This window comes from Amycolatopsis lurida (genome assembly GCF_900105055.1).
Taxonomy (GTDB): Bacteria; Actinomycetota; Actinomycetes; order Mycobacteriales; family Pseudonocardiaceae; genus Amycolatopsis; species Amycolatopsis lurida.
In genome coordinates, this window is record NZ_FNTA01000004.1 from 5,352,984 (window position 1) to 5,377,405 (window position 24,422).

A 24,422-nucleotide genomic window follows, 5' to 3' on the forward strand; every position below is an offset into this window, starting at 1 on the left:
CTTCCGGAGTGGCTTCGGCGGCTTTTAACGTCATCGGCGTCCGGGAATTCCGGATGGGGATTTTCTGAAACACTCTCACATTAATTGCGGAAAGGGAATCCATGCGTCCGTACGTCAAGGTCGCCGCATTGGCCGGGGCCGCGCTCACCGTGGCGCTCCTGCCGGCCACCGCCGCGCAAGCGGCTCCGGCGCCCGTTTCGGGCAGTGATCCGATCATTACCTGCGAATCCGGCTACCACGGCTGGATGCGCCGGGCCGGGAAGGACGCGATCTGCCTCAAGCCGGGCACGCGCACCTGGGACGTCAAGGTGTTCGAATGCGCCGGGGATCTCACCGTGCATTTCAAGAACGGCCAGAAGGCCTATTGCGGGGGAAACATGAAGATCGGCCTCGATCTGGCCGTCCAGTCCACTGTCGTCAAGACCGTTGTGGGGAACCGATGAAGAAGAAGCTGTTCGCCGTCGTCCCGGTCGCGCTGGCCGGCACCCTGCTGGTGGCACCGTCCGCTTCGGCGGCGTCGAAGGTCTGCGAGGGCGGGCCGCTGATGGGCGGGAAGACGAAGGTCGTCGAGGTGAGCGCGGGGCAGAGCATCGACATCACCGTGCACAACCACGACTACCGGGGAATGCTCGTCCAGATCATCGACGACGTCTTCGACAAGGGCCTCTGGAGCGGAGCGATCGCGCCGGGCAAGGAGCGCACGGTCAAGCACGGCGTGCTCGGGGAGCCGCCGGTCTACCACAAGATCCGGTTCGAGGTGACCTCCAACCTGTCGAACAACTACACGTACAAGATCTCTTCGGACCGCTGCTACTGACGCGTTCCGTCACCTGCTTGCGGTCGTCGCGCACACGAGAGATCGCAAGCAGGTGACTAATCGCCGGGCTTGAGGAGGCCGCGGACGGTGTCGATGGTGTCGGCGTCGGCGGCCTCCTTGTCCGGCCGGTATCGCACGACACGCGCGAAGCGCAACGCCAGCCCGCCGGGATAGCGCGTGCTCACCTGAGCCCCGTCGAGTTCGATTTCGACGACGAGTTCCGGCCGCACGTGCACCACCCAGTCCGTGCGGTGGGTCTCGATCTCCTGGAACGTCTTCGTCTGCCAGGCCAGCAGCTCGTCGGTCATGCCCTTGAACGTCTTGCCGACCATGATCGGCGGCCCTCCGTCGGGATCGCGGGCGCCGAGATGCAGATTCGACAGCGTGCCGGTGCGCCTGCCGTGCCCCCATTCCGCCGCGAGCACGACCAGGTCGATCGTGTGCACCGGTTTCACCTTGAGCCACGCGCGCCCGCGGCGGCCCGCCGCGTACGGCGACGTGAGGTCCTTGACCATCACGCCTTCGTGCCCGGCGGCCATCGCCGCTTCCAGCACCGCCTCCGCCGAGGCGGGCGCAATCTCGCCCGGAATGACGTGCTCGCCCGCGACCTGCCGCAGGGCGGCGTTCCGTTCGGACAACGGCGCGTCCAGCAGGTCGACGCCGTCGAGGTGCAGGCAGTCGAAGAAGTACGGCCGCAGCAGCAGCGCCTTGACCTGCTCCTCCCGGGTGCTGCCGAACCGGCTCATCGTCTCCTGGAACGGCCTTGGCCTGCCTTCGTCGGTCAAGGCCAGGGTCTCCCCGTCGAGCACCACCGAGGTGCAGGGCAGCGAACGCACGAGGGCCACCAGTTCGCCGACGCTGCCGGTGATCTCCCGCAGCGTCCGCGTGTAGACGTGCACCTCGTCGCCTTCGCGGTGGACCTGGATCCGCGCACCGTCCATCTTGTACTCGACGAGCGCCTCGGCGTGCTCGGTGATCGCCTCGTCCAGCGACTCCGCCGGGGAAGCCAGCATCGGCCGGATCGGCCTGCCCAAGGCCAGCTTGAACTCCGCCAGCCGCTCCTGACCGCCGGTCATGGCCGCCAGGCCCGTCACCGGGAGCTGTCCGGACAGCATGAACGCCCGCCGGACGGCTTCGGCCGGGATCTCGGACGCCGCGGCGATGGCGTCCACCATGATCCCTTCGAGCGCGCCCTGCCGGAGCTCGCCGGTGAGCAGCCGGATCAGGAAGTCCTGCTCCTCCTTGGTCATCTTGCCGAACAACGCCCGCAACGTCTCCGCGCGCAGCTTCACCGAACCCGAACCCGACGCCGCCCCCACCGTGCCGAGTGCCGTGTCGACCTCGGCGACGGTCAACGACGGCTCGGCGGCCGGGGCCGTCTTCAGCTCGGCCAGCGTCCGCCACCCGGCGCCGATGCGGCCCTGCGTCGGCTGCCCGGTGAGGAACGCGATGACCGCGGGCAGTTCCAGCTCGCCCGCGGCGCGAAGGACCGCGGCCAGGGTGGCGATCTTCGCCTTCCTGGACCTCGTGGCGGCCAGTTCGGCCGACGCGGTCACCACCTCGGTGAGCAACATGGATCCATCATGGACCCGGACACCGACAGTTTCGCGCCGAGCGGGCGTCGGCGACGAAGTGAAGGCCTCCTCTCCTGCTCTCAAGGTGGGGAAGGAGGCCTTCACGGACTCGGCTCAGGCGTCCGCGGGATCGGCGACCCAGCTGGCGAGCAGACGGAGCGCGCGTTCGCTGTCGGAGCCGGGCTCGGCGGTGTAGATCACCAGGGCCTGGTCCGGATCGGCGGGCAGCCGCAGCGTCTCGTAGCGCAGCTTCAACTCACCCACGATCGGGTTGATCATGACCTTCCACGCGTGCGCCTTCTCGCGCACGGTGTGCTTCGCCCACAGCTTCCGGAACTCTTCGCTGGCCAAGGAGAGTTCACCGACCAGCTGGGCGAGGTACGGGTCGTCCGGATACTTCCCGCTCTCGGACCGCAGGTTCGCCACGACCTCCTTGGCCACGGTTTCCCACTCCGGATGCATCTCGCGGGCGCTTTCGTCGAGGAAGAACAACCTCGGGATGTTCCGCTCGCGGGGCGGGCACGCGGCGAAGTCGAAGGTGAGCGCGGCCCCGAGCGGATTCCAGGCCAGCACGTCTCCGTATCGGCCGAAGACGAACGCCGGGGAGTGGATGGCGTTCATCATCGACTGGAGTTCCGGCCGGATCCGCTGCACCCGCGGCCGCGCCATGCGTTTGCGTTTCGGGGCGGCCAGATTGCGCAGGTAGGACTCCTCGTCGCGGTGCAGCCGCAACGCCCGGCTCAGCGATTCGAGGACGGAATCGGACACGTTGCGCGCGCGGCCCTGCTCCAGGCGCGTGTAGTAGTCGACGCTGATTCCGGCCAGCTGTGCCAGCTCCTCGCGCCGCAGCCCGGCGACCCGCCGCTGGTTGAACCCCGTCGGCAGGCCGAGGTCCGCCGGGTCCAGCGCGGCCCTGCGTGCCTTGAGGAAATCGCCCAGTTCGGCCGTCTCGGTCATGGCGTCGAGTATCCCGGAACGCGAAGGGTGCGTGCCTGGTCCTGACAGACCCAGGCTGGTCGTCGTGGACCGAGCGGGATGCCGCCGATGGGAGGTGGCGTGCTGGTCGAAAGGTGTCCCCAATGCCGCGTTAGGACGCCCTGACCCCCTCACACCGGTCTTTATGGTCCTGTCCGGAAAGCGTGATTTGGCTCTTCGGTTCGGGCCAAAAAGCGGCCATCGTGAAGGCATGGACAACGAACGAAGAGGCGTGACGATCGGCGTACTGGGGGTGCTGATCGTCGGCGCGTCCGTGCCGGTGACGGGAATGCTCGACGCCTACCCGGTGATCACCGGGCAGGCGCTGCGGTACGCGCTGGCGGGCGTGCTCCTGCTGGGGTGGGCGCGGTTGAGCGGGCGCCCGCTGCCGTTGCCGGGCGCGCGCGACGTGCCGGCGCTGATCGCCCTCGCGGCGACCGGCATGATCGGGTTCCAGGCCTGTCTCCTGTTCGCTCAGCGCTACGCCGAGCCGGGTCTGGTCGCCGCGTTCCTCGGTGGCACACCGCTCGTGCTCGCGCTGGCGGGCCCGCTGGCCAAGGGGAAGCGGCCCTCGTGGGCGCCGGTGACCGGCGCGGTCCTCGCCGGACTCGGCATCGCCGTGCTGTCCGGTGGCGGCGCGGCGCGCTGGCAAGGGCTGGTGCTCGCGGCGTTGGCCATGGTGTGCGAAGCGCTCTTCACGCTGCTCGCCGTCGGCGTGCTCGAGAGGATCGGGCCGCTGGCGACCGCGACCTGGGGGTGTTTCGCCGCGGGGGCGGGCGGCGCTGTCGTCGGGACGATCGCCGACCCGTCCGGCGCCTGGGCGTGGCCGGACGGGCGTGAACTGATCGCGCTCGGCTACCTGACGGTCGTCGTCACCGCGATCGCGTTTCTTCTTTGGTACTCGGCGGTTTCGGCGCTGGGCGCGGATCGGGCCGGGGTGCTGGTCGGGCTGATGCCGGTCTCCGGCCTCGCCGTCTCTCTCCTGCTGGGCATGCAGGATTTCCGTGTCTCCCAAGTGATCGGAGTCGCGCTGGTGTCCTCAGGCGTCGCGATCGGCCTGCGCCGCCGCGAGCTCGGCGAGCCTCGCGCATTTGACGTCGAAGTGCTTGACGACGTCACCGCCGATGATCGCGACCATGACCGAGCGCAGCGGCCCGCCCATGGTGACCTTCTGGACGAATTCCGTCCCGCCGCCGACCTCGGTCAAGGTCAGCACGAGATCCATGGCGCCCAAGGGAATCGGCTGGCGGAAGGCGATCTCGCGGTGCTCGGTCAGGGCCGTGATCGTGAACGGCTCGGCGACCCGTGAGTGCACGCGGCCGCGGAATCCGTTCGGTACGAGGAAACCGGTCGTGCCCACCGCCGCGGGGCCATGCAGTTCGAGGCCGGCGAGGTCGGGATCCCAGTCGGGCCACCGGGTGAAGTCGGCCAGCGGCGCCCAGAGCGCGGACGGCGGGCAGGGGAGGATTTCGCGGGAGGTTCTGGTCCAGGTCATACCCGGACGATATACGGAACTGACAGTCTCGTAAACTGTGGACATGGCGAGAGGCAGGCCGAGGGAAGAAGGAATCGACGACGCGGTCCGCGAGGCCGTGCGGGCGTTGCTGACCGAAACCGGTTACCAGCGCTGCACGATCGACGCGGTCGCGGCGCGGGCGGGCGTCGGCAAGGCGGCGGTGTACCGGCGGTGGCGGTCCAAGGCGGAACTCGTGTTCGCCGCGGTGGTCCATCCCGTCGAGCTCGAACCGCCGTCGGACACCGGCTCGCTGCGGGGCGACGTGGCCGCGGTCCTCACGGTGATCCAGTCCTCTTTGGACAGTACGGAGCTCCGGCAGGCGCTGCCTTCGCTGCTCGCCGACGTCCGGGCGGATCCGGCGCTCGAAACGCGGTTCGGCGAGGTGTTCCTCGGCCGTGAACGCGGCTATCTGGTCCAGATGCTGGATCGAGCCGTCGCGAGAGGGGAACTCTCGCGACGGCCCGATCCGGCTCTCGTGCACGCGATCCTGCTCGGCCCGGTGCTGACATGGCTGCACCTGTTCACCGAGACACCGCCTTCCGGTGGGCTAGCGGCTTCGCTCGCCTCACCGCTCCATGCGGCTGTGGTCGCTCTCGGCGCTTAGCGGCCTCCGCGCGCCATGCGGAGTACGTCGAGAGCCTCGTCCAGCTGGGCTTCGGTGAGCTTGCCGTTCGCGACGTGACCGCGTTCGATCACGACCTCGCGGATCGTCTTCAGCTCTTTGAGCGCCTGCTTCGCGATCGCGGCGGCCTCTTCGTAGCCGATGTACTTGTTCAGCGGAGTCACGATCGACGGCGAGCCTTCGGCGTACTCGCGCGCGCGGTCCGCGTTCACCGTCACGCCCGCGAACACCTTGTCCGCCAGCAGCCGCGAGACGGCCGCGAGCAGCCGCGCCGATTCGAGCACGTTGCGCGCGATCACCGGCAGGTTCACGTTGAGCTGGAAGTTGCCAGCCGCGCCCGCGAAGGCCACCGCGGCGTCGTTGCCGATCACCTGGGCGACCACTTGCAGCGTCGCCTCCGGGATCACCGGGTTCACCTTGCCCGGCATGATCGACGAACCCGGCTGGAGATCCGGCAGCGCCAGCTCGGCGAGCCCGGTGCGCGGCCCGGAACCCAGCCAGCGCAGGTCGTTCGCGATCTTGTTCAGCGACACCGCGACCGTGCGCAGATGCCCGGACGTCTCGACGACGCTGTCCTGCGTCGCCTGCGCCTCGAAGTGGTCGCGCGCCTCCGTCAGCGGGAGACCGGTCACCGAAGCCAGCTCCTGCGAGACCGCCGCGCCGAAGCCCTCGGGCGCGTTCAGCCCGGAACCGACCGCGGTCCCGCCGATCGGCAGTTCACCGAGCCGCGGCAGGCCCGATTTCAGCCGCTCGACCCCGAACCGGACCTGCGACGCCCAGGCGCCCGCCTCCTGGCCGAAGGTGATCGGCACGGCGTCCATCAGGTGTGTGCGGCCCGACTTCACGATGTCCGCCCATTCGCCCGCCCGCGTCTCGATCGCGGCGGCCAGGTACTCCAGCGCCGGGATCACGTCGGACAGGACGGCTTCCGTCGCGGCGACGTGGATCGTCGTCGGGAAGGTGTCGTTCGAGGACTGCGAGGCGTTGACGTGGTCGTTCGGGTGCACGTCGCGGCCAAGGGCCTTCGACGCGAGCGTGGCGATGACCTCGTTGGCGTTCATGTTCGACGAGGTCCCGGAACCCGTCTGGAACACGTCGATCGGGAAGTGCGCGTCGTGCTTGCCTTCGGCGACCTCGTCCGCGGCCTTCGCGATGGCCTCGGCGACCTCGGCGTCCAGCACGCCGAGCCGCGCGTTGACCCGTGCCGCGGCGGCCTTCAGCAGGCCGAGCGCGCGGATCTGGGCGCGTTCCAGGCCCCGGCCGGAAATCGGGAAGTTCTCGACGGCGCGCTGTGTCTGCGCGCGGTAGAGGGCGTCGACGGGGACGCGCACCTCGCCCATGGTGTCGTGTTCGATCCGGTATTCCTGTTCAGCCATACCCCAAGTCTCGCGCAGGGCCTCCCGGCGCGCTCCGTGTCTTTCGGCACGCGAGGGCTAGGATCGAATGTGTTCTCGATCACGCCGCCCACCACCGGCCGGGGAGAGTGCCGAATGAGCGAGTCCGCTGGGGAAACGTCGTACGACCTCGTCATCATCGGGGCCGGTCCGACGGGTCTGTTCGCCGCCTACTACGCGGGATTCCGCGGCCTTTCGATGGCCGTCGTGGATTCACTGCCGGAGGCGGGCGGACAGGTCACCGCGATGTATCCCGAAAAGATGATCTACGACGTCGGCGGGTTCGCCGAGGTCCGTGGCCGCGATCTGGTGCGGGGCCTGCTCGATCAGGCCGCGCCGTTCGAACCCGCGTATCTGCTCGGGCGCAAGGCCGAGAAACTCGAAAGCGTCGACGGCGGGGTCGCCATCACCCTCGACGGCGGGCAGACCCTGCGCGCCGGCGCGGTGCTGATCACCGCCGGGATCGGCGAATTCACCCCCCGGCCGCTGCCCGCCGGCGACGGCTGGCTCGGCCGCGGCATGGTCCATTTCGTGCCCGCGTTGAAAGCGCACGAAGGGCAGCACGTGGTCGTCGTCGGCGGCGGGGACTCGGCGTTCGACTGGGTGCTCGCGCTGCACCCGGTCGCCGCGAGCGTCACCCTCGTGCACCGTCGCGCGAAGTTCCGCGCGGCCGAGTCGATCGTGCGGCAGGCGCGGGAACTCGGCGTGCGGATCGTCACCGACGCCGAGGTCACCCGGTTCTTCGACCGCGACGGCACGCTGGCGGAGGTCGAGGTCCAGGTCAAGGGTGCCGAACCCGAGGTGCTGCGCGCCGACACGGTCGTCGCCGCGCTCGGTTTCACCGCGGATCTGGGGCCGATCGAAAGCTGGGGACTTCAGATCGACCACCGCGCGATCGCCGTCGACTCGACCATGGCGACGCCTCGGGAGCGGGTGTACGCGGCGGGCGACGTCGCGGCGTATCCGGGGAAGGTGAAGCTGATCGCGACCGGATTCGGGGAAGCGGCGACGGCGGTGAACAACATCGCGGTCATGCTGGACCCGGACGCGCATCTGTTCCCGGGGCACTCGAGCAACGCCGAGTAGCGTCACGCCGCGGGCGGCGTGATCTTCTCCGCGATCCACTGCGCGTACGCCACCACCGAAGTCGCGATCGACGGCGAAGTCGCGCACACCGGATCCGCGTTGCCCGGACGGCTGATCACGCCCAGCAGCATCCACTTCTCGTCGACCTTGGCGATCTCCGGCCCGCCGGAATCGCCGTAGCACGAGCCCGTGTTCCCGCCGGGGTTGTCTGTGCACAACTCGACGGCACCGTCGAACTTCGCGGTGCACCGCACGCCTTCGACGATCTTCGTGTCCAGTTGCTGCAGCTTCGCCGGACCCTTGCCACAACCCGAAGTCGGGCACATCTGGCCCCAGCCGAGCAGCCGCGTCGGCGTCCCGGGCGCCACGACGGCCCCGATCGTGATCGGCGCCGCCTTCACCGGGGCGGCCAGCCGCACCAGGGCGAGATCACCGCCCGCGTGCTCGGGCTCGGGGTTGTAGGACGGGTTCACGACGATCTCGGCGAGCTTCGCGATTTCGCCGCCCTGGGTGTTGTCGGTACTGCCGATCCGCGCGCTCAGGTTCGCCGGGTTCTTGCCCTCGACACAGTGCCCGGCCGTCACCAGCCAGTCCGCCGCGATCAGCGTTCCGGCGCAGAAAGCCTTGCCGGAGGCCGAATGCAGGGACGCGATGAACGGATACGGCTCGTCGGCCTCTCTGCCGCCGACGAGGTCGCCCGCGCCCGTGGCCTGCCCGGCCGGCGTGAGGAGCATCGCCGCGAGCAGGACCACGAGCACGCGCTTGAGCACGGTTTCTCCTTAGGGGAGCGGGGGAACTACGTCGTCTTCCAGCGAATCGTCGAGGTGGCCGTCGAAGTTGACGGACGAGTACGAGCGGAGCTTGGTCAGCCGGTGGTAGCCGTCGATCATCCGGACCGTGCCGGACTTCGACCGCATCACGATCGACTGGGTCGTCGCGCCGCCCGCGCGGTAGTGCACGCCGCGCAGCAGGTCGCCGTCGGTGACGCCGGTGGCGCAGAAGAACACGTTGTCACCGCGGACGAGGTCGTCGTTGCCGAGCACGCGGTCGAGGTCGTGGCCCGCGGCCAGCGCCTTCTCGCGCTCCGCGTCGTCCTTCGGCCACAGGCGGCCCTGCAGTTCGCCGCCGAGGCACTTCATCGCGCAGGCCGCGATGATGCCTTCGGGGGTGCCGCCGATACCGAGCAGCATGTCGACGCCGGTGCTCGGCCGGGCCGCGGCGATCGCGCCCGCGACGTCGCCGTCGGAGATGAAGCGGATCCGGGCGCCCGCCTCGCGGACCTCCTTGATCAGCTTTTCGTGCCGCGGCCGGTCGAGGATGCACACGGTGACGTCGGAGACGCTGGAGTTCTTGGCCTTCGCGACCCGGCGGATGTTCTCCGCGATCGGGGCGGCCAGGTCGACCTTGCCCGCGGCGTCCGGGCCGACGGCGAGCTTCTCCATGTAGAAGACCGCCGACGGGTCGAACATCGCGCCGCGTTCGGCGACCGCGAGCACGGCGAGCGCGTTCGGCATGCCCTTGGCCATCAGGGTCGTCCCGTCGACCGGGTCGACCGCGACATCGCAGTCCGGCCCGTCGCCGTTGCCGACCTCTTCCCCGTTGAACAGCATCGGGGCTTCGTCCTTCTCGCCCTCGCCGATGACGACGACACCGCGCATCGACACGGTCGAGACCAGCTGGCGCATCGCGTCCACGGCGGCACCGTCCCCGCCGATCTTGTCCCCGCGCCCCACCCAGCGGCCCGCGGCCATCGCGGCGGCTTCGGTCACTCGGACCAATTCCATCGCGAGGTTGCGGTCGGGCGCTTCAGGGCGTCGAGAAGAGCTGGCGGACGAGGTGGGGGTGGGCATGAGGCCTCCCGGGTCAGGAACTCGGCGGGGTCACAGTCTCTCAGATACCCACGGCGGTTCGGTGGCTCAGGAGCATGGTGAACGTCACTGACCGTTGTCAGTCGCGTCTTCGACCGAAGACAGCGCGGCCTCGATCCGCTCCCGCGCGCCTTCGAGGTGGTGTTCGCAGACCTTCGCCAGCTGCTCGCCCTTCTCCCACAGGGCGAGCGACTGTTCCAGGGACAGCCCGCCCGCTTCGAGCTCGCGGACGACCTCGACGAGCCTGTCGCGGGCCTGTTCGTAGCCGAGTTCGGCGGTCTCGCTCACGCTGTGCTTCCTTCTACCGGACGTCGGTGCTTGCCGATACCCGCGCACACTACCGCGCCGGCCATGGCGTTGTCGTAACCCACGAAGGCGAGAGCGAACTCCTGGCCATCACCCTCCGCGATCGCCGTGACGAGGTTCTCCTGGGCCCGTGCCACCCGTTTGCGATGCACGGTGCCGTCCGCGAACCACCATCGGGTGCCGACGTGCTCGGCCGTCGCTTCGGAGAGTTTGCGCAGCTGGGCGTCGAGACCGCGCTTGGTGGCGAAGTCGCACCCGGCCAGCAGCACCGTCCAGCACTCTCCGGCGGCCCGGTCGGTCAGCAGCGCGTTGCGCAGCACCTCGGGCGCGTCCGCACGGCTCGCGGCGTCGATGGTCAAAGGCAGGAAACTGGCCGTCAACGCTCCTCCTCCGGCGTGCCCGACACGACGGCGCCGAGCGCGCCGTCGACCACGCGGACGCGCAGTTTCGCGCCGTCCGCGACTTCGGAGACGGACCGGAGTACCTGGAGGTTGCCTTCCGCGTCGGTGTACTGCACCACGGCGTAGCCGCGTTCGAGGGTCGCCGCCGGGCCGAGCGCGGTCAACCGCGCGCGGGCGCTGGCGATCTCGGCCTGGTCCTTCGCGAGCAGGGTGAGCATCGCGCGCCGCCCGCGTTCGCGGTGGATCTCGACGTCGTCCGAGCGCCGCTGGATCGGGCCGAGCGGGTCGGCGAGCACGGGGCGGCTGCGCATCTGGTTCAGCAGTCTGACCTGGGTGTCCACCCAGCCGTGCAGCGCGCGGCGGCCGCGATCACGCATCTGGTGGACGCGCTGGGTCTCCTCGCGCACGTCGGGCACGATCCGCTTGCTGGCGTCGGTCGGCGTCGAACAGCGGAGATCGGCGACGTGGTCGAGCAGCGGGGTGTCCGGCTCGTGCCCGATGGCGCTGACCACCGGTGTCCCGGCCGCGGACACGGCGCGGCACAGCGCTTCGTCGGAGAACGGCAGCAGGTCTTCCACGCTGCCGCCGCCGCGCGCGATCACGATGACGTCGACGTCCGGGTCACGGTCCAGTTTGGACAGTGCCTGGAGGATCTGCGGGACGGCCAGCGAACCCTGCACGGCGGTGTTGATCACCTTGAACGCGACATGCGGCCAGCGGGACTGCGCGTTCACCAGCACGTCGCGTTCGGCGGCGGACGCGCGTCCGGTGATCAGTCCGATTCCCCTGGGCAGGAACGGGATCTTGCGTTTGCGCTCCGGCGCGAACAGGCCCTCGGCGGCCAGCAGCCGCCGCAGCCGCTCGATCCGGGCGAGCAGTTCGCCGATGCCGACCGCGCGGATCTCGTTGGCGCGCAGGCTCAGCGAGCCGCGGTTCATGAAGAACGTCGGCTTCGCGTGCACCACGACACTGGCGCCCTCACGCAACGGAGGTTCGATCGTGCGCAGCAAGCCTATCGGGCAGGTCACCGACATCGAGACGTCCGCCGACGGGTCACGCAGCGTCAGGAACGCGGTGTTGGTGCCCTGCCGGGCCGAGATCTGCGTGACCTGACCTTCGACCCAGACCGCGCCGAGCCGGTTGATCCACTCGCCGACCTTGCGGGCGACCGTGCGGACCGGCCACGGGTTTTCGGCGGTGGTGGACGGACCCGCCGCCGCGGAGGTGGGTTCGGCGCTCACTGGCCTTCCGCGCTGTCGCCGTCGCCGTCGGCCTTCTTCACGTTCCCGATGCGGCGCGCGAGCATGCCGACGAACGACGGCCTGTCGGCGTTCGCGCGTTCGTAGGCCAGCAGCTCTTCCAGCTGCGCGAGGTCGAACCGGCGCAGGCGGGCGCGCAGCTGCGGCAGGGTGAGCGTGTCGTAGTCGTCCAGCCCGGCGGGCTTCGCATCGACGAGTGCCGCGGAACTGTCGAACTCGCCGTCGGCGTGGTCCTCGGCGAGCGCGCGCTCCTCCTCGGCCCACGGGTCCTCGGTGAGGGCTTCGAGGTCGTGCAGGCGCCCGTTCGTCTCGGCGCGCGGCTCGGGCACTTCGGGGTCTTCCCTCAGCGGGACGACGCACGAGTCGCGTTCGTAGCGGCGTTCGCCGACGTCCGGCGGGAGATCCTCGTCGAAGGTGGCCCAGCTGGGCGTGTCCTCGACCGGGCGGAGGCCCGACAGCACGTCGTCGCCCTTGATCGCGAGTTCGGTGACGTGCTGCTGGACGCGCATGGAGAACTGGAGCACCTGGCTGACCACCGTGACGGGGAGCCCGGTGAGCTGCTGGGGGAGTTCGCGAACCCGCTCGGCGGTGGTGACGGCGAGGCCCGCGGCGACCCTGAGGGGGAGCGGGAGAGGCTTCATGCGTCTAGCCTGCCGTATTTGGTCCATCCTGCCCAACCGAACGGGTGGGTCGGCTCACCGGACGTGACTCCACGCACATCCTTTCGAGGGGTTCCCTGGTCACCTGAACGTGAGTGCGAGGAGCCCCCAGGGGAGCCCGTACCCTGGGGGTCATGAGTTCTGCGAGTCCCGGAATCACGCCCGCCGGCAGTCCGACGATCACCGAGTCCGGTGTGCCGGCAGGTGGCAAACGTGTCCTGCTCGCCAAGCCACGCGGCTACTGCGCGGGTGTCGACCGCGCGGTCATCGCCGTCGAAAAGGCGCTCGAGCTCTACGGCGCACCGGTGTACGTGCGCAAGGAGATCGTGCACAACCGGCACGTCGTGGAGACCCTGCGCGACCGTGGCGTGATCTTCGTCGACGAAACCTCCGAGGTGCCCGAGGGCGAATTGGTGGTGTTCTCCGCGCACGGCGTCTCGCCCGCGGTGCACGCCGAGGCCGCCGAGCGCAACCTGCGGACCATCGACGCGACCTGCCCGCTCGTGACGAAGGTGCACAAGGAAGTCAACCGGTTCGCGAAGGACGACTACGACATCCTGCTGATCGGTCACGAAGGCCACGAAGAGGTCGAAGGCACGGCCGGCGAGGCGCCCGACAAGGTGCAGCTCGTCGACACCGCCGAGGACGTCGACAAGGTCGAGGTCCGCGACCCGTCGAAGGTCATCTGGCTGTCGCAGACCACCCTTTCGGTGGACGAGACCATGGAGCGCGTCGATCAGCTGCGGGACAAGTTCCCCGGCTTGGCCGACCCGCCCAGCGACGACATCTGCTACGCCACCACCAACCGCCAGGTCGCGGTCAAGGCCATGGCCGCCGAGTGCGACCTGGTCCTGGTGGTCGGCTCGACGAACTCGTCCAACTCGAAGCGGCTGGTCGAGGTCGCGCTGAAGGCGGGGGCGCGTGCGTCGCACCTGGTCGACTTCGCGCACGAAGTCGACGAAGCGTGGCTCGAAGGTGTCGAGACCGTCGGCGTCACCAGTGGCGCTTCGGTGCCGGAGGTGCTGGTCATGGACCTGTTGGCGTGGCTGGCCGAGCGTGGCTGGGACAACGTCGACGAGGTCACCACGGCCAACGAGAAGATCGCGTTCGCGCTGCCGCACGAGCTGCGCAAGGCCGCCAAGGCCTGACGCCCGCTACGGAAAAGGGCCGTCCGAGGAGTTCCTCGGGCGGCCCCTTCTTTTGATCGGGCTCAAGCGCTGGTCAGCGGCTCAAGTGAGAGCAAAGGTCCCTTGCTTCACCGCTCGTCGTCCCACGGGCGGCGGCGCGGCGGCTGCCCGCCACGGCGTGGATCGTCCGCGCGCGGCGGACGGCGGCGCGGGGCACCGGGGGCGCTTTCGCCACGGGGATCGCGACGGCGCGGTTCGCCGTCTTCCGGCCGCGGCCGCCGGGGCTGACGTCCCGGAGGCGGCGGTTTACGGGCGCCGGGTTCGGCATCGCGGCGGGGGCGGCGTTCGTCGTCGACCGGGCGGCGGCGGGGCGGCGCACCGTCACGCGGCGCGCTGTCTCGCGGAGCGCCGCGGCGGGAAGGCGGAGGCGGGGTCTGGCCGGTCCGGGACGCGGGACGGCCACGGCCCGGCACGGCGGCCGCGGCGGGCCGGGCAGCGGATTTGCCCTCGTCACGACGTTCCGGTTTGGTACCCGGCTTCACCTTCACCGGAGCGTCGGGATCGCGCTCACGGTAGATCCGGAACATGCCGATCGCCAAGGTGACGCCGGTGGTGATGGCCATCGTCGGGAAGCCGTTGATCAGCGGCGTGCCGACGTCGAAGGCTCTCGACAGCAGATCCGTGCCCTTGCTGCCGTCCGAGGTCAGGAGGATGACCCCCGGGACGGTCACGGCGAGGACCAGGGGCGGCTGCACCATCGGGCCGAACAGCCCGCGGCGCTGGACGGCCACCACGGCGGCCACCGCGCCGAGCGCGTAGCACGCCTTGAACAGCAGGCCCAGGTCCTTCTGCAGCATCATGTCGACGAAGGCGCCAAGGATGGCGAGCCCGAAGCCCACCAGGACGGCCGCCCACCAGGGCAGCCCTCGCCTGGCGCCGACGAGCGGACGCTCGTCCCAGGCAACGGGGACGTCGTCGGCATCAGGATCGCTCTGGCGATCGCGAATCGCGGTCACAGGTCCCACCGTATATCCAAGCTGCGGGCATACCGCCAACAGGCGGTGTGTCTATCGCCTGGTAGTGGTCATTCCGGACCACCCGGACGGACTGTCCGGATGCTTACCGGAAGTACTACGAGTGAGGGGCGGACAAGGTTGCCACGCCCGGCGAAATGGAGCCTCCGCTTCCGGAAGTCGCAGGTGGAGAGGTGCGGTTCGCATCCGGCTCGTGAGTGGTTAGGACGGTTCTAACCGTCCTGACCACTCACGAGGCCGGGAGCTCGTCCGCCTTCCTGATCAGGGGGACCGGCGCGGGGCTGCCCGCGGCGTCGGTCAGGGGCGAGACCGTGCTGCGGAAGCTCTCGAGCGCCTCCAGTTCCCGCCGCCGGGCCGAGATGAAGCGCTGCAGGTGGGTGCTCGACAGGTTCAGCGCGTCGACCGCGTTGCCCGCGGCCCGGTGCGCGGCCGCGGCGCCCGCACGGACCTGCTCGACGTCCTCGACCAGCGCCCGTTCGGTCGCGGCGAACAACGCGGCGGAGGCCAGTACGGCGAACCCTGTCGGCCCGCAGAGGAAGACTCGCCGATCCAGCATCCAGCGCAGCAATTCCGGGTCGGTGTCCAGCGCGGCGACCACGGCCGCGTCGGACGGGACGAACATGATCGTCCCGTAGATCGCGTCGGCCCAGCGCTGATAGCCCTTGCCCGCCAGCTCGGCGGCCCGCGAACGGAGCTGCCGGACGTGGACGCGCAGCGCGTCCAGCCGTTCTTCGGGGTCGTCGGTCTCGACGGCCTCGGCCCAGCAGGCCATGCTCGCCTTCGCGTCCACCGGCACGGTCCGGCCGCCGCCGACCCGCAGCACCATGTCCGGTTTCGCGGCGCCGCCGCCCGCCAAGTCCGTCTGCAGCGTGAAGTGCAGCTCCTCGCGGAGCCCGAGCGCGCGTGCGGTCTCCAGGAGGACCTGCTCGCCCAGCTCGCCCCGGCCGCTGATCGAGGCGAACGCGACCTCGTACCGGCGCAGCGCGAGCTGCTGCTGATCGGCCTTCGCCCGCTCGGCCGCGACCTGTTTCGCCGCCGCGTCCGCCCGCCGCATTCCGTCGTTGTACAGCCGCCACAACAGCGCGACGGCCGCGAGCAGCAGCAACGCGAGCACGACGGCCGCGGTGGTGATCACCGTCGCCACCGGTACCTCCCCTCCGGATCCGAGTCGGAGGACATCATGGCGGAACCCACCGACAAAACCGGAACGGCGCGGTCGCGCTCCGTATCTGACCTGCGCCGTCCCCGGCGTGTCGGAAAGCGCAGTGCCGTCAAGGGCGCGCCTCCCCTCTCCGGCCGGTGCGCGGCCCTACCTTGGGCTGCGTGAAGCTCCTGCACACGTCCGACTGGCATATCGGCCGTACCTTCCACGGCGCCGATCTGCTCGCCGAGCAGGAAACCGTGCTCGGCCACCTCGCCGACCTCGTGGCCGCCGAGTCGGTCGACGTCGTGCTCGTGTCCGGGGACATCTACGACCGCGCGGTGCCCTCGGCGGAGGCCGTCCGCGTGGCCACCACCGCGCTGGGCCGGATCCGCCAGGCAGGCGCGGAACTGGTGATGACACCGGGCAACCACGACTCCGCGCCGCGGCTGGGCGCGTTCGCCGAGTTCGCCGCGGCGGGCGGGCTGCACCTGCGCGCCACGATCGACGGGCTCGCCGAGCCGGTGCTGCTGCCCGACGAGCACGGCGAGGTCGCCCTCTACGGGATCCCGTATCTCGAACCGGAGCCCGCGCGGCACGCCCTCGGCGTGCCCGAGGCCCGCGGTCACACCGGCGTTCTCACCGAAGCGATGCGGCGGATCCGTGAGGATCTCGCCGGACGGCCGCCCGGAACGCGGTCGGTGGTGCTCGCGCACGCCTTCGTCACCGGCGGCGAGCCGACCGAATCCGAACGGACCATCGCGGTCGGCGGCGTCGAGCAGGTGCCGGGTTCGGTGTTCGACGGCGTCGACTACGTCGCACTCGGCCACCTGCACGGTCCGCAGACCCTCGCCGAGCACCTGCGCTATTCGGGCAGCCCGCTGGCGTACTCGTTTTCCGAGACGCGCCAACGGAAATCGGTCTGGCTGGTGGAGCTCGGCGCCGGCGGGCTCGCCGAGGTCCGGCGCCACGAACTGCCGGTGCCGCGGCAGCTCGCGATGCTGCGCGGCGAGCTGGCGGATCTCGTGTCGGATCCGGAGCACGACGGCCTCACCGAACACTTCCTCTCCTTCACGGTCACCGACCGGGTCCGCCCGATCGACGCCATGCGCAAGCTGCGTGAGCGGTTTCCGTACGCCGTGCACATGGACTGGCAGCCGGAAGGCGGGCACGACGGTGCCGCGCTGAAGTACGCCGAAGCCGTCCGCGGGCGATCCGACGTCGAGATCACCCGGAGTTTCCTGGAGGACTGCCGCGGATCCGCGCCGTCGGAGAGCGAGGAGCGGCTGGTGCTGGCGGCGCTGGGCGCGGCGGGCAGGGAGCGCGAAGTATGAGATTGCACCGGTTGGAGGTCGCCGCTTTCGGTCCGTACGCGGGCCGCGAGGTGGTGGACTTCGACGTGCTGGGCGCCGACGGGCTGTTCCTGCTGCACGGTGACACCGGCGCGGGGAAGACGACGCTGCTCGACGCGATCGCCTTCGCGCTTTTCGGCACCGTCCCGGGCGCGCGGGGCGAGGTCAAACGGCTGCGCTGCGACCTCGCCGAGCCCGACCAGGTCACCGAGGTCGTCCTGGAACTGACCGTGCAGGGTCAGCGGATGCGGATCGCGCGCAGCCCCGAGTACCAACGGCCGAAGCGCCGTGGCGAAGGGATGACCGTCCAGCAGGCGAAGGCGGTGCTGAGCTGGGTCGGCACGGTCCCCGCCGGGCACGTGGCCGAGGGCATCACGCGGATCGACGAGGTCGCGCGCACGGTCGAGCGGCTCATCGGCATGACGCACGAGCAGTTCTTCCAGGTGGTGTTGCTGCCGCAGGGCGAATTCGCGCGCTTCCTGCGCGCGAACACGGCCGAACGCGAGGAGCTGCTGGAGCGGCTTTTCGGCACCGAGCGCTTCTCCGACGTCGAGAACTGGTTCGCGAATCTGCGGGCCGAACGCGGACGCGAGTTGCAGGCGCGGCAGCAGACGCTGCGGGAGTGGGTCGCGCGCTTCGCGCAGGTCGCGGGGCAGGAAGCGCCCGAGGAAGGGCAGTCCGAATGGGTCGGTGAGGTGCTCGCCGAGTCGGCACGGCGCGTCGCCGAAGCACAGGAACGCGACACGAAGGCCCGCACAGCGGCCAAGAAGGCTGAAGCGGTCTGGCAGGAGAACCGGTCCACCGCCGAACGGATCCGCCGGGTGCGCACGGCGTACACGCGGCTGTCGGTGATCGCCGAGCAGGCGGATCAGCGCGCGGAGTGGGCGGAAGAGGTCGAGGCGGCTCATCGCGCGGCGGCTGTCGTCGCGGAGGCGGATCTCCTTGACCGCAGACTGGATCAGCTCGCCGAGGCCGAGGCCACCGAAGCGCTCCGGGCTCAGGACGTGCCGGACGCGGCGGAGAGTTCGGCCGTCGAGCTTCGCGCTCGCGCCGGCGGGTTGCGTGAAGACGCGGGTGCGCTCGCCGAACTCGTGGCGGAAAGCGAGCAGCAGCAACGGGATCTGGTCCGCCGTGAGCAGCTGAACGCCGCCGCCGAGACGGCGAAGAAACAGGCCGAGAACTTCGCCGCCGAGCTGGGCGCGGCGCCGGAGAGGGTCACGTCGTTGCGGACCGAAGCGGCCGCTGCCGCCGAAGCCGAAGCGAAGCTGGACGGCGCCCGCGCTCGCGTCGACGAGCTGACCGCGCTGGCTCGCGACGCCGAAGAGGTGCCCAAGATACGTCAGGCCGTCGAGCGGGCACGTGCGGCGGTCAGCGAGGCCGTGGACGGCCATCAGCAGGCCCGTCAGCATCGGCTGGACCTGCGGGAACGGCGTCTCGAAGGAATGGCGGCCGAACTCGCCGCCGGTCTCCACGCGGGCGAGGACTGCCCGGTCTGCGGGTCGGCGGAACACCCGTCGCCGGCGACGCACACTGGCGGCTTGGTCGATCCGGCGGACGAACGCCGCGCCGAAGCCGCGGAGCAGCAGGCGCACGCGCGGCGGGAGAAGACGAAGGCCGCGTTGCAGGAGGCGGAAAACCGCCTGGCCGTCCTGGTCGAGCGGTTGGGCGAGCACACCGCGGAGACGCTGCGGGCCGGGCTCGCCGAAGCGCGAGACCTGGTCGCCACGCTGTCGGAGAACGCTCGTCGGAAGCCCGCGCTCGAGACGCGGCTCCTCGAACTGGAACGGAAGATCGAGCAGCTGACCGAACAGCGCGGCGCGGCCGAACGCCGCGCGGTCGAGGTCGCGACCGAGGTGCGCGGGCTGACCGAGCGGCTGGCCGAGCGCGAGCGCCGGTTGGAAGCCGCGCGTGGCGAGTTCGCCGACGTCGCCGCCCGTCGGCGTCATCTGCTCGGCTTCGCGACCCGCCTCGACGCGTTGGCCGAAGCTCGGCTGGCTGTCGCGGGTGCCCGCGAGCGGCGTGACGAGCAAGCAAAACTGGTCAAGGAAGCGTTGCGGGCCAAGGGTTTCGCGGACCTCGACGAGATGCGCGCCGCGGCGCGGCCGGACGAGCAGATCACGAAGCTGGAAGCCAGTCTCGCCGACGCCAAGGTGATGGAGCGGGCCGCCAAAGAGGAACTCGCGCAGCCCGAGTTGTTCGGCATCTCGCCGGAGGACGAGATCGACGTCGCCGCTTCGGCGGACGCGGCGCAGGACACGCGAGCCGAGGCCGAGCAGGCTTTCGCGGCACTGCGGACGGCGAAGACACGGCATACGGACCTGACCGGGCTGGCCGAGCGGATGACGTCCTTGATGGCGGAACTGGCGCCGGTCGAAGAGGGATACCTCGAACTGAAGGCGCTGGCCGAGGTGGTCAACGGACGCGGGCAGAACGCGCGGAAGATGTCGCTGCGCTCGTACGTCCTCGCCGCGAGGCTGGAGGAGGTCGCGGTCGCGGCGACGGCTCGCCTGCGGACGATGAGCCAGGGCCGCTATTCCTTCGTGCATTCCGACGCGGCCGGGGCGCGGGGCACCCGCGGCGGGCTCGGCCTCGACGTGCTCGACGACTACTCCGGCACCATCCGGCCCGCGAAGACGCTTTCGGGCGGTGAGTCCTTCCTCGCGTCACTCTCGCTGGCCCTGGGCCTCGCAGACGTCGTCGCCGCCGAAACCGGCGGAGCTCTACTGGACACGCTGTTCATCGACGAAGGCTTCGGCACTCTGGACGCCGAGACGCTCGACATCGTCATGAACATCCTCGACGAGCTTCGCGCCGGCGGTCGTGTGGTCGGGCTGGTCTCGCACGTCGAGGAGCTGCGGCAGCGGATCCCGACGCGGCTGCGGATCCGGAAGTCGCGTACGGGGTCTTCGGTGGAGATCCACGCCGCCTGACCGGTTCTCTCGTGAGTGGTAAGGACGGTTCTAACCGTCCTTACCACTCACGAGGTGGTTCAGGCGGCTTCGTGCGTCAGCAGCCACTGCTTCGCCGGGACACCCCACCGGAAGTTCCCCACGCCACCGCCGGTCCGCACCACCCGGTGGCACGGCACGAACAACGCCGCCGCGTTCTTCGCGCACGCCGACGCGGCCGCCCGCACCGCCGCCGGATTCTCCGCCAGCGCCGCGTACTCCGCGTAGCTCACCGATTCACCGGCGGGCACCTTCCGCAGGATTTCCCAAGCGTGCTCCCGGAAAGCGCCGGACCGCTGCCGCACCTCGACGTCGGCGACAGCGTCCAGGTCGCCGTCGTGGTACCGGCGGATCGCGGTGCTCACCGGGCCCAGGTCTTGTCGCTGATGCACTTCGCCAGGGGCCAGTGAAGGCGAGATCAGCGGCGTCAGTTCGCCGACGTCAGCGGTCCAGCCCGAGGCGAGCACGGCCCCGTCACCCGCCACCACGGCGGTGAACGGGCCGATTTCGGTGTCCATTGTGGACCAATACGCGATGCTCATCATTCTCCCTTTTCGGCTCGCCACAGGTACATGCCGGCGTACGAGGACCAGGGCTGCCAGGCCCGTCCGCGTTCGGCCAGCGTCTTTTCGTCGTCCGTGATGCCCAGCGCGGCCGCGCCCCGGCGCAGTGCCGGATCACCGGTCAGCAGGACGTCCGGCGCACCCAGCACGCGCATCAGGACGTAGTCCGCGGTCCGCGGCCCGATGCCCGGGACGGCCAGCAGTTCCGCCCGCAGCTCCACGGGATCGCGGCCGACGTGGACCGCCACCCCGCCCGCCAGCGCGCGGGCCACCGCGGCCACTCTTTCCGGGCCGTGTTCGGCGACCTGGGCCGCCGTCGGGAACAGCGTGGTCAGCCCGTCCAGTGACTCGTCGCAGCGAGGCAGGCGTTCGCCGAGTCCGCCGGCGAGCGACGCCGCCTCGGCGGGGGACAGCAGCGCGCGCAGCACGAGCTCGTCGCCGTCGACGGCGCCGGGCACCCGGACGCCGGGCATCGCCTCGACCAGCGGCGCGAGGGAGGGGTCGGCCCCGAGGACCCGCGCGACCGCCTCCGGGTCGGCGTCGAGGTCGAGCAGTCGCCGCACCCTGGCCACCGCGCTGCTCAGGTCGCGCAGGTCGGTGAGCCGCAGGTCACAGCGGACGTGGTCGTCCTTCGCCGTCAGCCACACGACGCCGGGGCCGTGCGCGAGCCGTAGCGTGCGCCCGTACCCGGTCACCCCGTAATCGTCGCGTGTCATGTGCTCGACGCCGGCGATGGCCTGGCCGGCCAGGAAGTCGAGCACCCCGTCCGCGTCGAACGGCTTGCGGAACGGCAGCCGCAGGCTCAAGCGGGTCCCGGTCGGCAACTCCTCGGCCTTGCGACGGCGCAGGCTCGCGGCGCGAAGCTGCGAAGGCGTCGTCGCGAAGACCTCGCGGATCGTCTCGTTGAACTGGCGGACGCTGGAGAAGCCCGCCGCGAACGCGACGTCGGTCAGCGGGAGCCCGGACATCTCGATCAGCAGGCGCGCCGAGTGTGCCCGGTGGGCCCTCGCCAGCGCCAGCGGTCCGGCACCGAGTTCCGCGGTGAGGACGCGGCCGAGCTGCCGTTCGGAATAGCCGAGCCGCCGCGCGAGCCCCGGGACGCCGTCGCGTTCGACGGTCCCGTCCGAGATGAGCCGCATCGCCCGTGCGGCGAGGTCGGCCCGGATATCCCAGTCGGGGGAGCCGGGCACGGCGTCGGGCAGGCAGCGGCGGCAGGCGCGGAAGCCGTTGGCCTGCGCGGCCGCCGACGTCGGGTAGAAGCGGACGTTCTGCTGCTTCGGCGTCGACGCGGGGCAGGACGGGCGGCAGTAGATCCCGGTGGTGGCGACGGCCATGATGAACTGGCCGTCGAACCGGGAATCACGGGCGGCGACGGCGCGGTAACACCGTTCGGTGTCGCGCCAGACGGCCCGTTCGGCCAGGGTCTGCTCGGTCATGACCTCGATCGTGCCACCAGGTCGGAGGCGTGGCTGGCGGAAATCCGACACGGCGATCAAGGCCTCGGCGGATGGGGCGGCGGGCGGCACGTAGACTTCTGGCCCGTGAGTCTCACCCTCGGCATCGTCGGCCTGCCCAACGTCGGCAAGTCCACCCTGTTCAACGCGCTGACCCGCAACGACGTGCTCGCGGCGAACTACCCGTTCGCGACGATCGAGCCCAACGTCGGTGTCGTCCCGCTGCCGGACCCGCGGCTGGACCAGCTCGCCGAGGTCTTCGCCTCCGAGCGGACCGTGCCCGCCGTCGTGTCCTTTGTGGACATCGCGGGCATCGTGAAGGGTGCCTCCGAGGGCGCCGGCCTCGGCAACAAGTTCCTCGCGAACATCCGCGAGGCCAACGCGATCTGCCAGGTCGTCCGCGTCTTCGACGATCCGGACGTGATCCACGTCGACGACCGGGTCGATCCGGGCAGCGACATCGAGACGATCAACACCGAGCTGATCCTCGCCGACCTGCAGACCCTGGAGAAGGCCCTGCCGCGGCTGGAGAAGGAAGCGCGGACGAAGAAGGAGAACAAGCCCGCGCTCGACAACGCCCAGAAGGCGAAGGAGATCCTCGACGCCGGGCGGACCCTCTTCCAGGCGCAGAAGGAGGTCGACTTCGAGGCGCTGCGCGAGCTGAGCCTGCTCACCACGAAGCCGTTCCTCTACGTCTTCAACGCCGACGAAGGCATCCTCACCGACGACTCGCGCCGCGAGGAGCTGGCCAAGCTGGTCGCCCCGGCCGACGCGGTGTTCCTCGACGCCAAGGTCGAAGCCGAACTGCTCGAACTGGACGACGAGGAGTCCGTGCGCGAGCTGCTGGAGTCCGTCGGCCAGCACGAGCCGGGTCTCTACTCGCTCGCGCGCGCCGGTTTCCACACCCTCGGCCTCCAGACGTACCTGACCGCGGGCCCCAAGGAATCGCGCGCCTGGACGATCCCGCAGGGCGCGACCGCCCCGCAGGCCGCGGGCGTCATCCACACCGACTTCGAGCGCGGCTTCATCAAGGCCGAGGTCGTGTCCTTCGCCGATCTGATGGAGCACGGCTCCATGGCCGCCGCCCGGTCCGCGGGCAAGGTGCGCATGGAGGGCAAGGACTACGTCATGGCCGACGGGGACGTCGTGGAGTTCCGCTTCAACGTCTGATCCTTCCCCGGTGCAACTGCTGCCTGTGGTTCGCTGCATAGGGTGACTGTTCGGTGTTCGGTATTGACCGAACACCGAACAGTATGGAGCATATCCTCGTGGATCCCCTTCAGCGGTCACACAATGCTCTGGACGCCCTGACCAGCGCGGTCGGCTCACTGGGGCTTGCCGTGCGTCAGGGAGACGTCGACGCACCCCCCGGCTGGGATCTCGCCATCGTGTTTCCTGACGGCAGAGAGATCGGCCTTCAGGTCAAGACGGTCGCGTTGATCACGACCGACAGCTTGCCCGGTCTGCTCCGTCGCTGGTCGGCTAGCGGGACCGAGGGAGGCAGAGTGGTGGTGGCGGACAGGATTACGGCGGAAGCGCGGACCACCCTCAATCAGGCTGGTTGGGGATGGCTGGACCTACGCGGCCATCTGAGGCTTACCGGTCCCGGGCTGTTCATAGACTCGGATGTTCCCGTCTTCGTGGGGCCGGAGACGGATCGGCAGGGGATCATCGGCCGGGTCGGCATCGAACTCGCCGCTCTGCTGCTACTCGATCCCGCTCGGCGGATCGGTGTTCGTGCTGCCGCTGCCGCGTTGTCTCGCGCGCCCAGTTCGATCTCCGAAGCGTTCGCGGCATTGCGAGGCGCAGGACTCGTGGATGAAGACAGCAAGCCGGTCCTGCCCGCACTTTTCTGGGAACTCGCCGAGCACTGGAAGCCGGTCAGCCGTGATGTGGCGAGCGTCCCGATGCCGGGCGGAGGACGGGACAACGCCGCGCTCCGGTTAGGCATGGACGACGTCGAATCGAACGTTGGATGGGCCCTGACCGACACCGTCGCGGCCGCGGTCTACGGCGCACCTGTATCCATCCGTGCCGATCACCCGCCGGATTTCTATGTTCCTGATCAGGGCACGCTAAGACGCTCCGTGCAACTACTGGGAGCGGCCTCGACGGCCACCGTGCGGGCGGGTCGTGTCCGTATCGCCCCAGTGCCGCTGGTGTGCGCTCGTCGTATAGATGCCACAGAGTGGTCGGACGAGGAGTGGCCTCTGGCGAATCCGCTGTTCGTCGCCCTGGATCTGGCGCAGGATCCGGGCCGGGGCACGGAAATCCTTGACGGCTGGACTCCCGAGAGGGTCGGGGCCCGTGTCTGGTGAACCGGCGG

General features: G+C 70.1%; 23 protein-coding genes and 1 pseudogene. 10 read left to right on the forward strand and 14 right to left on the reverse strand.

Features of this window, described 5'->3' with window-relative positions:
• Nucleotides 1-101 precede the first annotated feature (101 nt).
• Both BLW75_RS30810 and BLW75_RS30815 read left to right on the forward strand, forming a co-directional pair.
• A complete protein-coding gene (locus BLW75_RS30810; protein WP_034305388.1) occupies nt 102-443 on the forward strand; it encodes a hypothetical protein in 342 nt (113 codons plus the stop codon).
• Nucleotides 440-817 (forward strand): hypothetical protein, encoded by a 378-nt coding sequence (locus BLW75_RS30815; protein WP_034305385.1) that lies wholly within the window; start codon nt 440-442, stop codon nt 815-817. Before BLW75_RS30810 ends, BLW75_RS30815 begins: the two co-directional genes overlap by 4 nt.
• 56 nt (nt 818-873) lie before the next feature.
• On the opposite strand, the gene BLW75_RS30820 is transcribed toward BLW75_RS30815, so the two are convergent.
• Both BLW75_RS30820 and BLW75_RS30825 read right to left on the reverse strand, forming a co-directional pair.
• A complete protein-coding gene (locus tag BLW75_RS30820; RefSeq protein ID WP_034305382.1) occupies nt 874-2,391 on the reverse strand; it encodes an ATP-dependent DNA ligase in 1,518 nt (505 codons plus the stop codon).
• Nucleotides 2,392-2,505: 114 nt separating this feature from the next.
• Nucleotides 2,506-3,348: a helix-turn-helix transcriptional regulator gene (locus tag BLW75_RS30825; protein WP_034305380.1), complete on the reverse strand. Its 843-nt coding sequence runs from the start codon at nt 3,346-3,348 to the stop codon at nt 2,506-2,508.
• Between the two features lie 229 nt (nt 3,349-3,577).
• On the opposite strand from BLW75_RS30825, the pseudogene BLW75_RS30830 reads away from it, so the two are divergent.
• Nucleotides 3,578-4,408, forward strand: a pseudogene (locus tag BLW75_RS30830) (DMT family transporter); the annotation flags it as partial.
• On the opposite strand, the gene BLW75_RS44230 reads toward BLW75_RS30830, so the two are convergent.
• A complete protein-coding gene (locus tag BLW75_RS44230; protein WP_425266431.1) occupies nt 4,406-4,906 on the reverse strand; it encodes an SRPBCC family protein in 501 nt (166 codons plus the stop codon). The pseudogene BLW75_RS30830 and the gene BLW75_RS44230 overlap by 3 nt on opposite strands.
• Between BLW75_RS44230 and BLW75_RS30835 the strand changes: the two genes are divergently transcribed.
• Nucleotides 4,905-5,486: a TetR/AcrR family transcriptional regulator gene (locus BLW75_RS30835; protein ID WP_034305375.1), complete on the forward strand. Its 582-nt coding sequence runs from the start codon at nt 4,905-4,907 to the stop codon at nt 5,484-5,486. The genes BLW75_RS44230 and BLW75_RS30835 overlap by 2 nt on opposite strands.
• Here the strand turns inward: BLW75_RS30835 and BLW75_RS30840 are convergent.
• Nucleotides 5,483-6,880: a class II fumarate hydratase gene (locus BLW75_RS30840; protein ID WP_034305372.1), complete on the reverse strand. Its 1,398-nt coding sequence runs from the start codon at nt 6,878-6,880 to the stop codon at nt 5,483-5,485. The two genes, BLW75_RS30835 and BLW75_RS30840, sit on opposite strands and share 4 nt — an antisense overlap.
• Nucleotides 6,881-6,994: 114 nt before the next feature.
• Between BLW75_RS30840 and BLW75_RS30845 the strand changes: the two genes are divergently transcribed.
• Entirely contained in the window at nt 6,995-7,984 is a 990-nt protein-coding gene (locus tag BLW75_RS30845; RefSeq protein WP_034305370.1) for an NAD(P)/FAD-dependent oxidoreductase, read from the forward strand.
• A 2-nt stretch (nt 7,985-7,986) separates the two neighbouring features.
• Here the strand turns inward: BLW75_RS30845 and BLW75_RS30850 are convergent, their stop codons facing one another.
• The 6 genes from BLW75_RS30850 to BLW75_RS30875 all read right to left on the reverse strand — a co-directional run bounded on the left by BLW75_RS30850 (nt 7,987) and on the right by BLW75_RS30875 (nt 12,459).
• Nucleotides 7,987-8,754, reverse strand: coding sequence for a S1 family peptidase (locus BLW75_RS30850; RefSeq protein WP_034305367.1), 768 nt, complete (start codon nt 8,752-8,754; stop codon nt 7,987-7,989).
• A 9-nt stretch (nt 8,755-8,763) separates the two neighbouring features.
• Nucleotides 8,764-9,834, reverse strand: coding sequence for a class II fructose-bisphosphatase (gene glpX / locus BLW75_RS30855; protein WP_034305363.1), 1,071 nt, complete (start codon nt 9,832-9,834; stop codon nt 8,764-8,766).
• 84 nt (nt 9,835-9,918) lie between these two features.
• The gene (locus BLW75_RS30860) at nt 9,919-10,140 is read right to left on the reverse strand and encodes an exodeoxyribonuclease VII small subunit (RefSeq protein WP_034305361.1); all 222 of its coding nucleotides are present in this window, start codon (nt 10,138-10,140) and stop codon (nt 9,919-9,921) included.
• Nucleotides 10,137-10,538, reverse strand: coding sequence for a hypothetical protein (locus BLW75_RS30865; protein ID WP_034305358.1), 402 nt, complete (start codon nt 10,536-10,538; stop codon nt 10,137-10,139). The genes BLW75_RS30860 and BLW75_RS30865 overlap by 4 nt, the downstream gene beginning before the upstream one ends.
• A complete protein-coding gene (gene xseA / locus BLW75_RS30870) occupies nt 10,535-11,800 on the reverse strand; it encodes an exodeoxyribonuclease VII large subunit (RefSeq protein ID WP_034305355.1) in 1,266 nt (421 codons plus the stop codon). The genes BLW75_RS30865 and xseA overlap by 4 nt, the downstream gene beginning before the upstream one ends.
• Entirely contained in the window at nt 11,797-12,459 is a 663-nt protein-coding gene (locus BLW75_RS30875) for a lipid droplet-associated protein (RefSeq protein ID WP_034305352.1), read from the reverse strand. Before BLW75_RS30875 ends, xseA begins: the two co-directional genes overlap by 4 nt.
• A gap of 152 nt (nt 12,460-12,611) precedes the next feature.
• On the opposite strand from BLW75_RS30875, the gene BLW75_RS30880 reads away from it, so the two are divergent.
• Entirely contained in the window at nt 12,612-13,625 is a 1,014-nt protein-coding gene (locus BLW75_RS30880; RefSeq protein WP_034305349.1) for a 4-hydroxy-3-methylbut-2-enyl diphosphate reductase, read from the forward strand.
• 107 nt (nt 13,626-13,732) lie between these two features.
• Here BLW75_RS30880 and BLW75_RS30885 read toward each other — a convergent pair whose 3' ends face one another.
• On the reverse strand, nt 13,733-14,620 hold the full coding sequence (locus BLW75_RS30885; RefSeq protein ID WP_034305347.1) for a DUF6542 domain-containing protein: 888 nt from the start codon (nt 14,618-14,620) through the stop codon (nt 13,733-13,735).
• Between the two features lie 247 nt (nt 14,621-14,867).
• Nucleotides 14,868-15,782 (reverse strand): DNA recombination protein RmuC, encoded by a 915-nt coding sequence (gene rmuC, locus BLW75_RS30890; protein ID WP_016337155.1) that lies wholly within the window; start codon nt 15,780-15,782, stop codon nt 14,868-14,870.
• Nucleotides 15,783-15,961: 179 nt separating this feature from the next.
• Here rmuC and BLW75_RS30895 point away from each other — a divergent pair, with 179 nt between their 5' ends.
• Complete coding sequence (locus tag BLW75_RS30895) at nt 15,962-17,113, forward strand: exonuclease SbcCD subunit D (RefSeq protein WP_034305341.1); 1,152 nt, start codon at nt 15,962-15,964, stop codon at nt 17,111-17,113.
• Complete coding sequence (locus BLW75_RS30900) at nt 17,110-20,061, forward strand: AAA family ATPase (RefSeq protein ID WP_034305338.1); 2,952 nt, start codon at nt 17,110-17,112, stop codon at nt 20,059-20,061. The genes BLW75_RS30895 and BLW75_RS30900 overlap by 4 nt, the downstream gene beginning before the upstream one ends.
• Nucleotides 20,062-20,120: 59 nt before the next feature.
• Here the strand turns inward: BLW75_RS30900 and BLW75_RS30905 are convergent, their stop codons facing one another.
• Nucleotides 20,121-20,621 carry a methylated-DNA--[protein]-cysteine S-methyltransferase gene (locus tag BLW75_RS30905; RefSeq protein WP_034305336.1) on the reverse strand — a complete coding sequence of 167 codons (501 nt, stop codon included), beginning with the start codon at nt 20,619-20,621 and terminating at the stop codon, nt 20,121-20,123.
• A complete protein-coding gene (locus tag BLW75_RS30910; RefSeq protein ID WP_034305334.1) occupies nt 20,621-22,078 on the reverse strand; it encodes a DNA-3-methyladenine glycosylase 2 family protein in 1,458 nt (485 codons plus the stop codon). The genes BLW75_RS30905 and BLW75_RS30910 overlap by 1 nt, the downstream gene beginning before the upstream one ends.
• A 105-nt stretch (nt 22,079-22,183) precedes the next feature.
• Here BLW75_RS30910 and ychF point away from each other — a divergent pair, with 105 nt between their 5' ends.
• A complete protein-coding gene (ychF, locus tag BLW75_RS30915) occupies nt 22,184-23,266 on the forward strand; it encodes a redox-regulated ATPase YchF (RefSeq protein ID WP_034305330.1) in 1,083 nt (360 codons plus the stop codon).
• A 53-nt stretch (nt 23,267-23,319) separates the two neighbouring features.
• Complete coding sequence (locus tag BLW75_RS30920; protein WP_034305327.1) at nt 23,320-24,414, forward strand: hypothetical protein; 1,095 nt, start codon at nt 23,320-23,322, stop codon at nt 24,412-24,414.
• Nucleotides 24,415-24,422 lie beyond the last annotated feature (8 nt).

Coding starts and splice junctions, on each gene's coding strand:
- BLW75_RS30810 (WP_034305388.1), top strand. CDS start 102: ATGCGTCCGTACGTCAAGGTCGCCGCATTGGCCGGGGCCGCGCTCACC.
- BLW75_RS30815 (WP_034305385.1), top strand. CDS start 440: ATGAAGAAGAAGCTGTTCGCCGTCGTCCCGGTCGCGCTGGCCGGCACC.
- BLW75_RS30820 (WP_034305382.1), bottom strand. CDS start 2,391: ATGTTGCTCACCGAGGTGGTGACCGCGTCGGCCGAACTGGCCGCCACG.
- BLW75_RS30825 (WP_034305380.1), bottom strand. CDS start 3,348: ATGACCGAGACGGCCGAACTGGGCGATTTCCTCAAGGCACGCAGGGCC.
- BLW75_RS30835 (WP_034305375.1), top strand. CDS start 4,905: ATGGCGAGAGGCAGGCCGAGGGAAGAAGGAATCGACGACGCGGTCCGC.
- BLW75_RS44230 (WP_425266431.1), bottom strand. CDS start 4,906: ATGTCCACAGTTTACGAGACTGTCAGTTCCGTATATCGTCCGGGTATG.
- BLW75_RS30840 (WP_034305372.1), bottom strand. CDS start 6,880: ATGGCTGAACAGGAATACCGGATCGAACACGACACCATGGGCGAGGTG.
- BLW75_RS30845 (WP_034305370.1), top strand. CDS start 6,995: ATGAGCGAGTCCGCTGGGGAAACGTCGTACGACCTCGTCATCATCGGG.
- glpX (WP_034305363.1), bottom strand. CDS start 9,834: ATGCCCACCCCCACCTCGTCCGCCAGCTCTTCTCGACGCCCTGAAGCG.
- BLW75_RS30875 (WP_034305352.1), bottom strand. CDS start 12,459: ATGAAGCCTCTCCCGCTCCCCCTCAGGGTCGCCGCGGGCCTCGCCGTC.
- BLW75_RS30880 (WP_034305349.1), top strand. CDS start 12,612: ATGAGTTCTGCGAGTCCCGGAATCACGCCCGCCGGCAGTCCGACGATC.
- BLW75_RS30900 (WP_034305338.1), top strand. CDS start 17,110: ATGAGATTGCACCGGTTGGAGGTCGCCGCTTTCGGTCCGTACGCGGGC.
- BLW75_RS30905 (WP_034305336.1), bottom strand. CDS start 20,621: ATGAGCATCGCGTATTGGTCCACAATGGACACCGAAATCGGCCCGTTC.
- BLW75_RS30910 (WP_034305334.1), bottom strand. CDS start 22,078: ATGACCGAGCAGACCCTGGCCGAACGGGCCGTCTGGCGCGACACCGAA.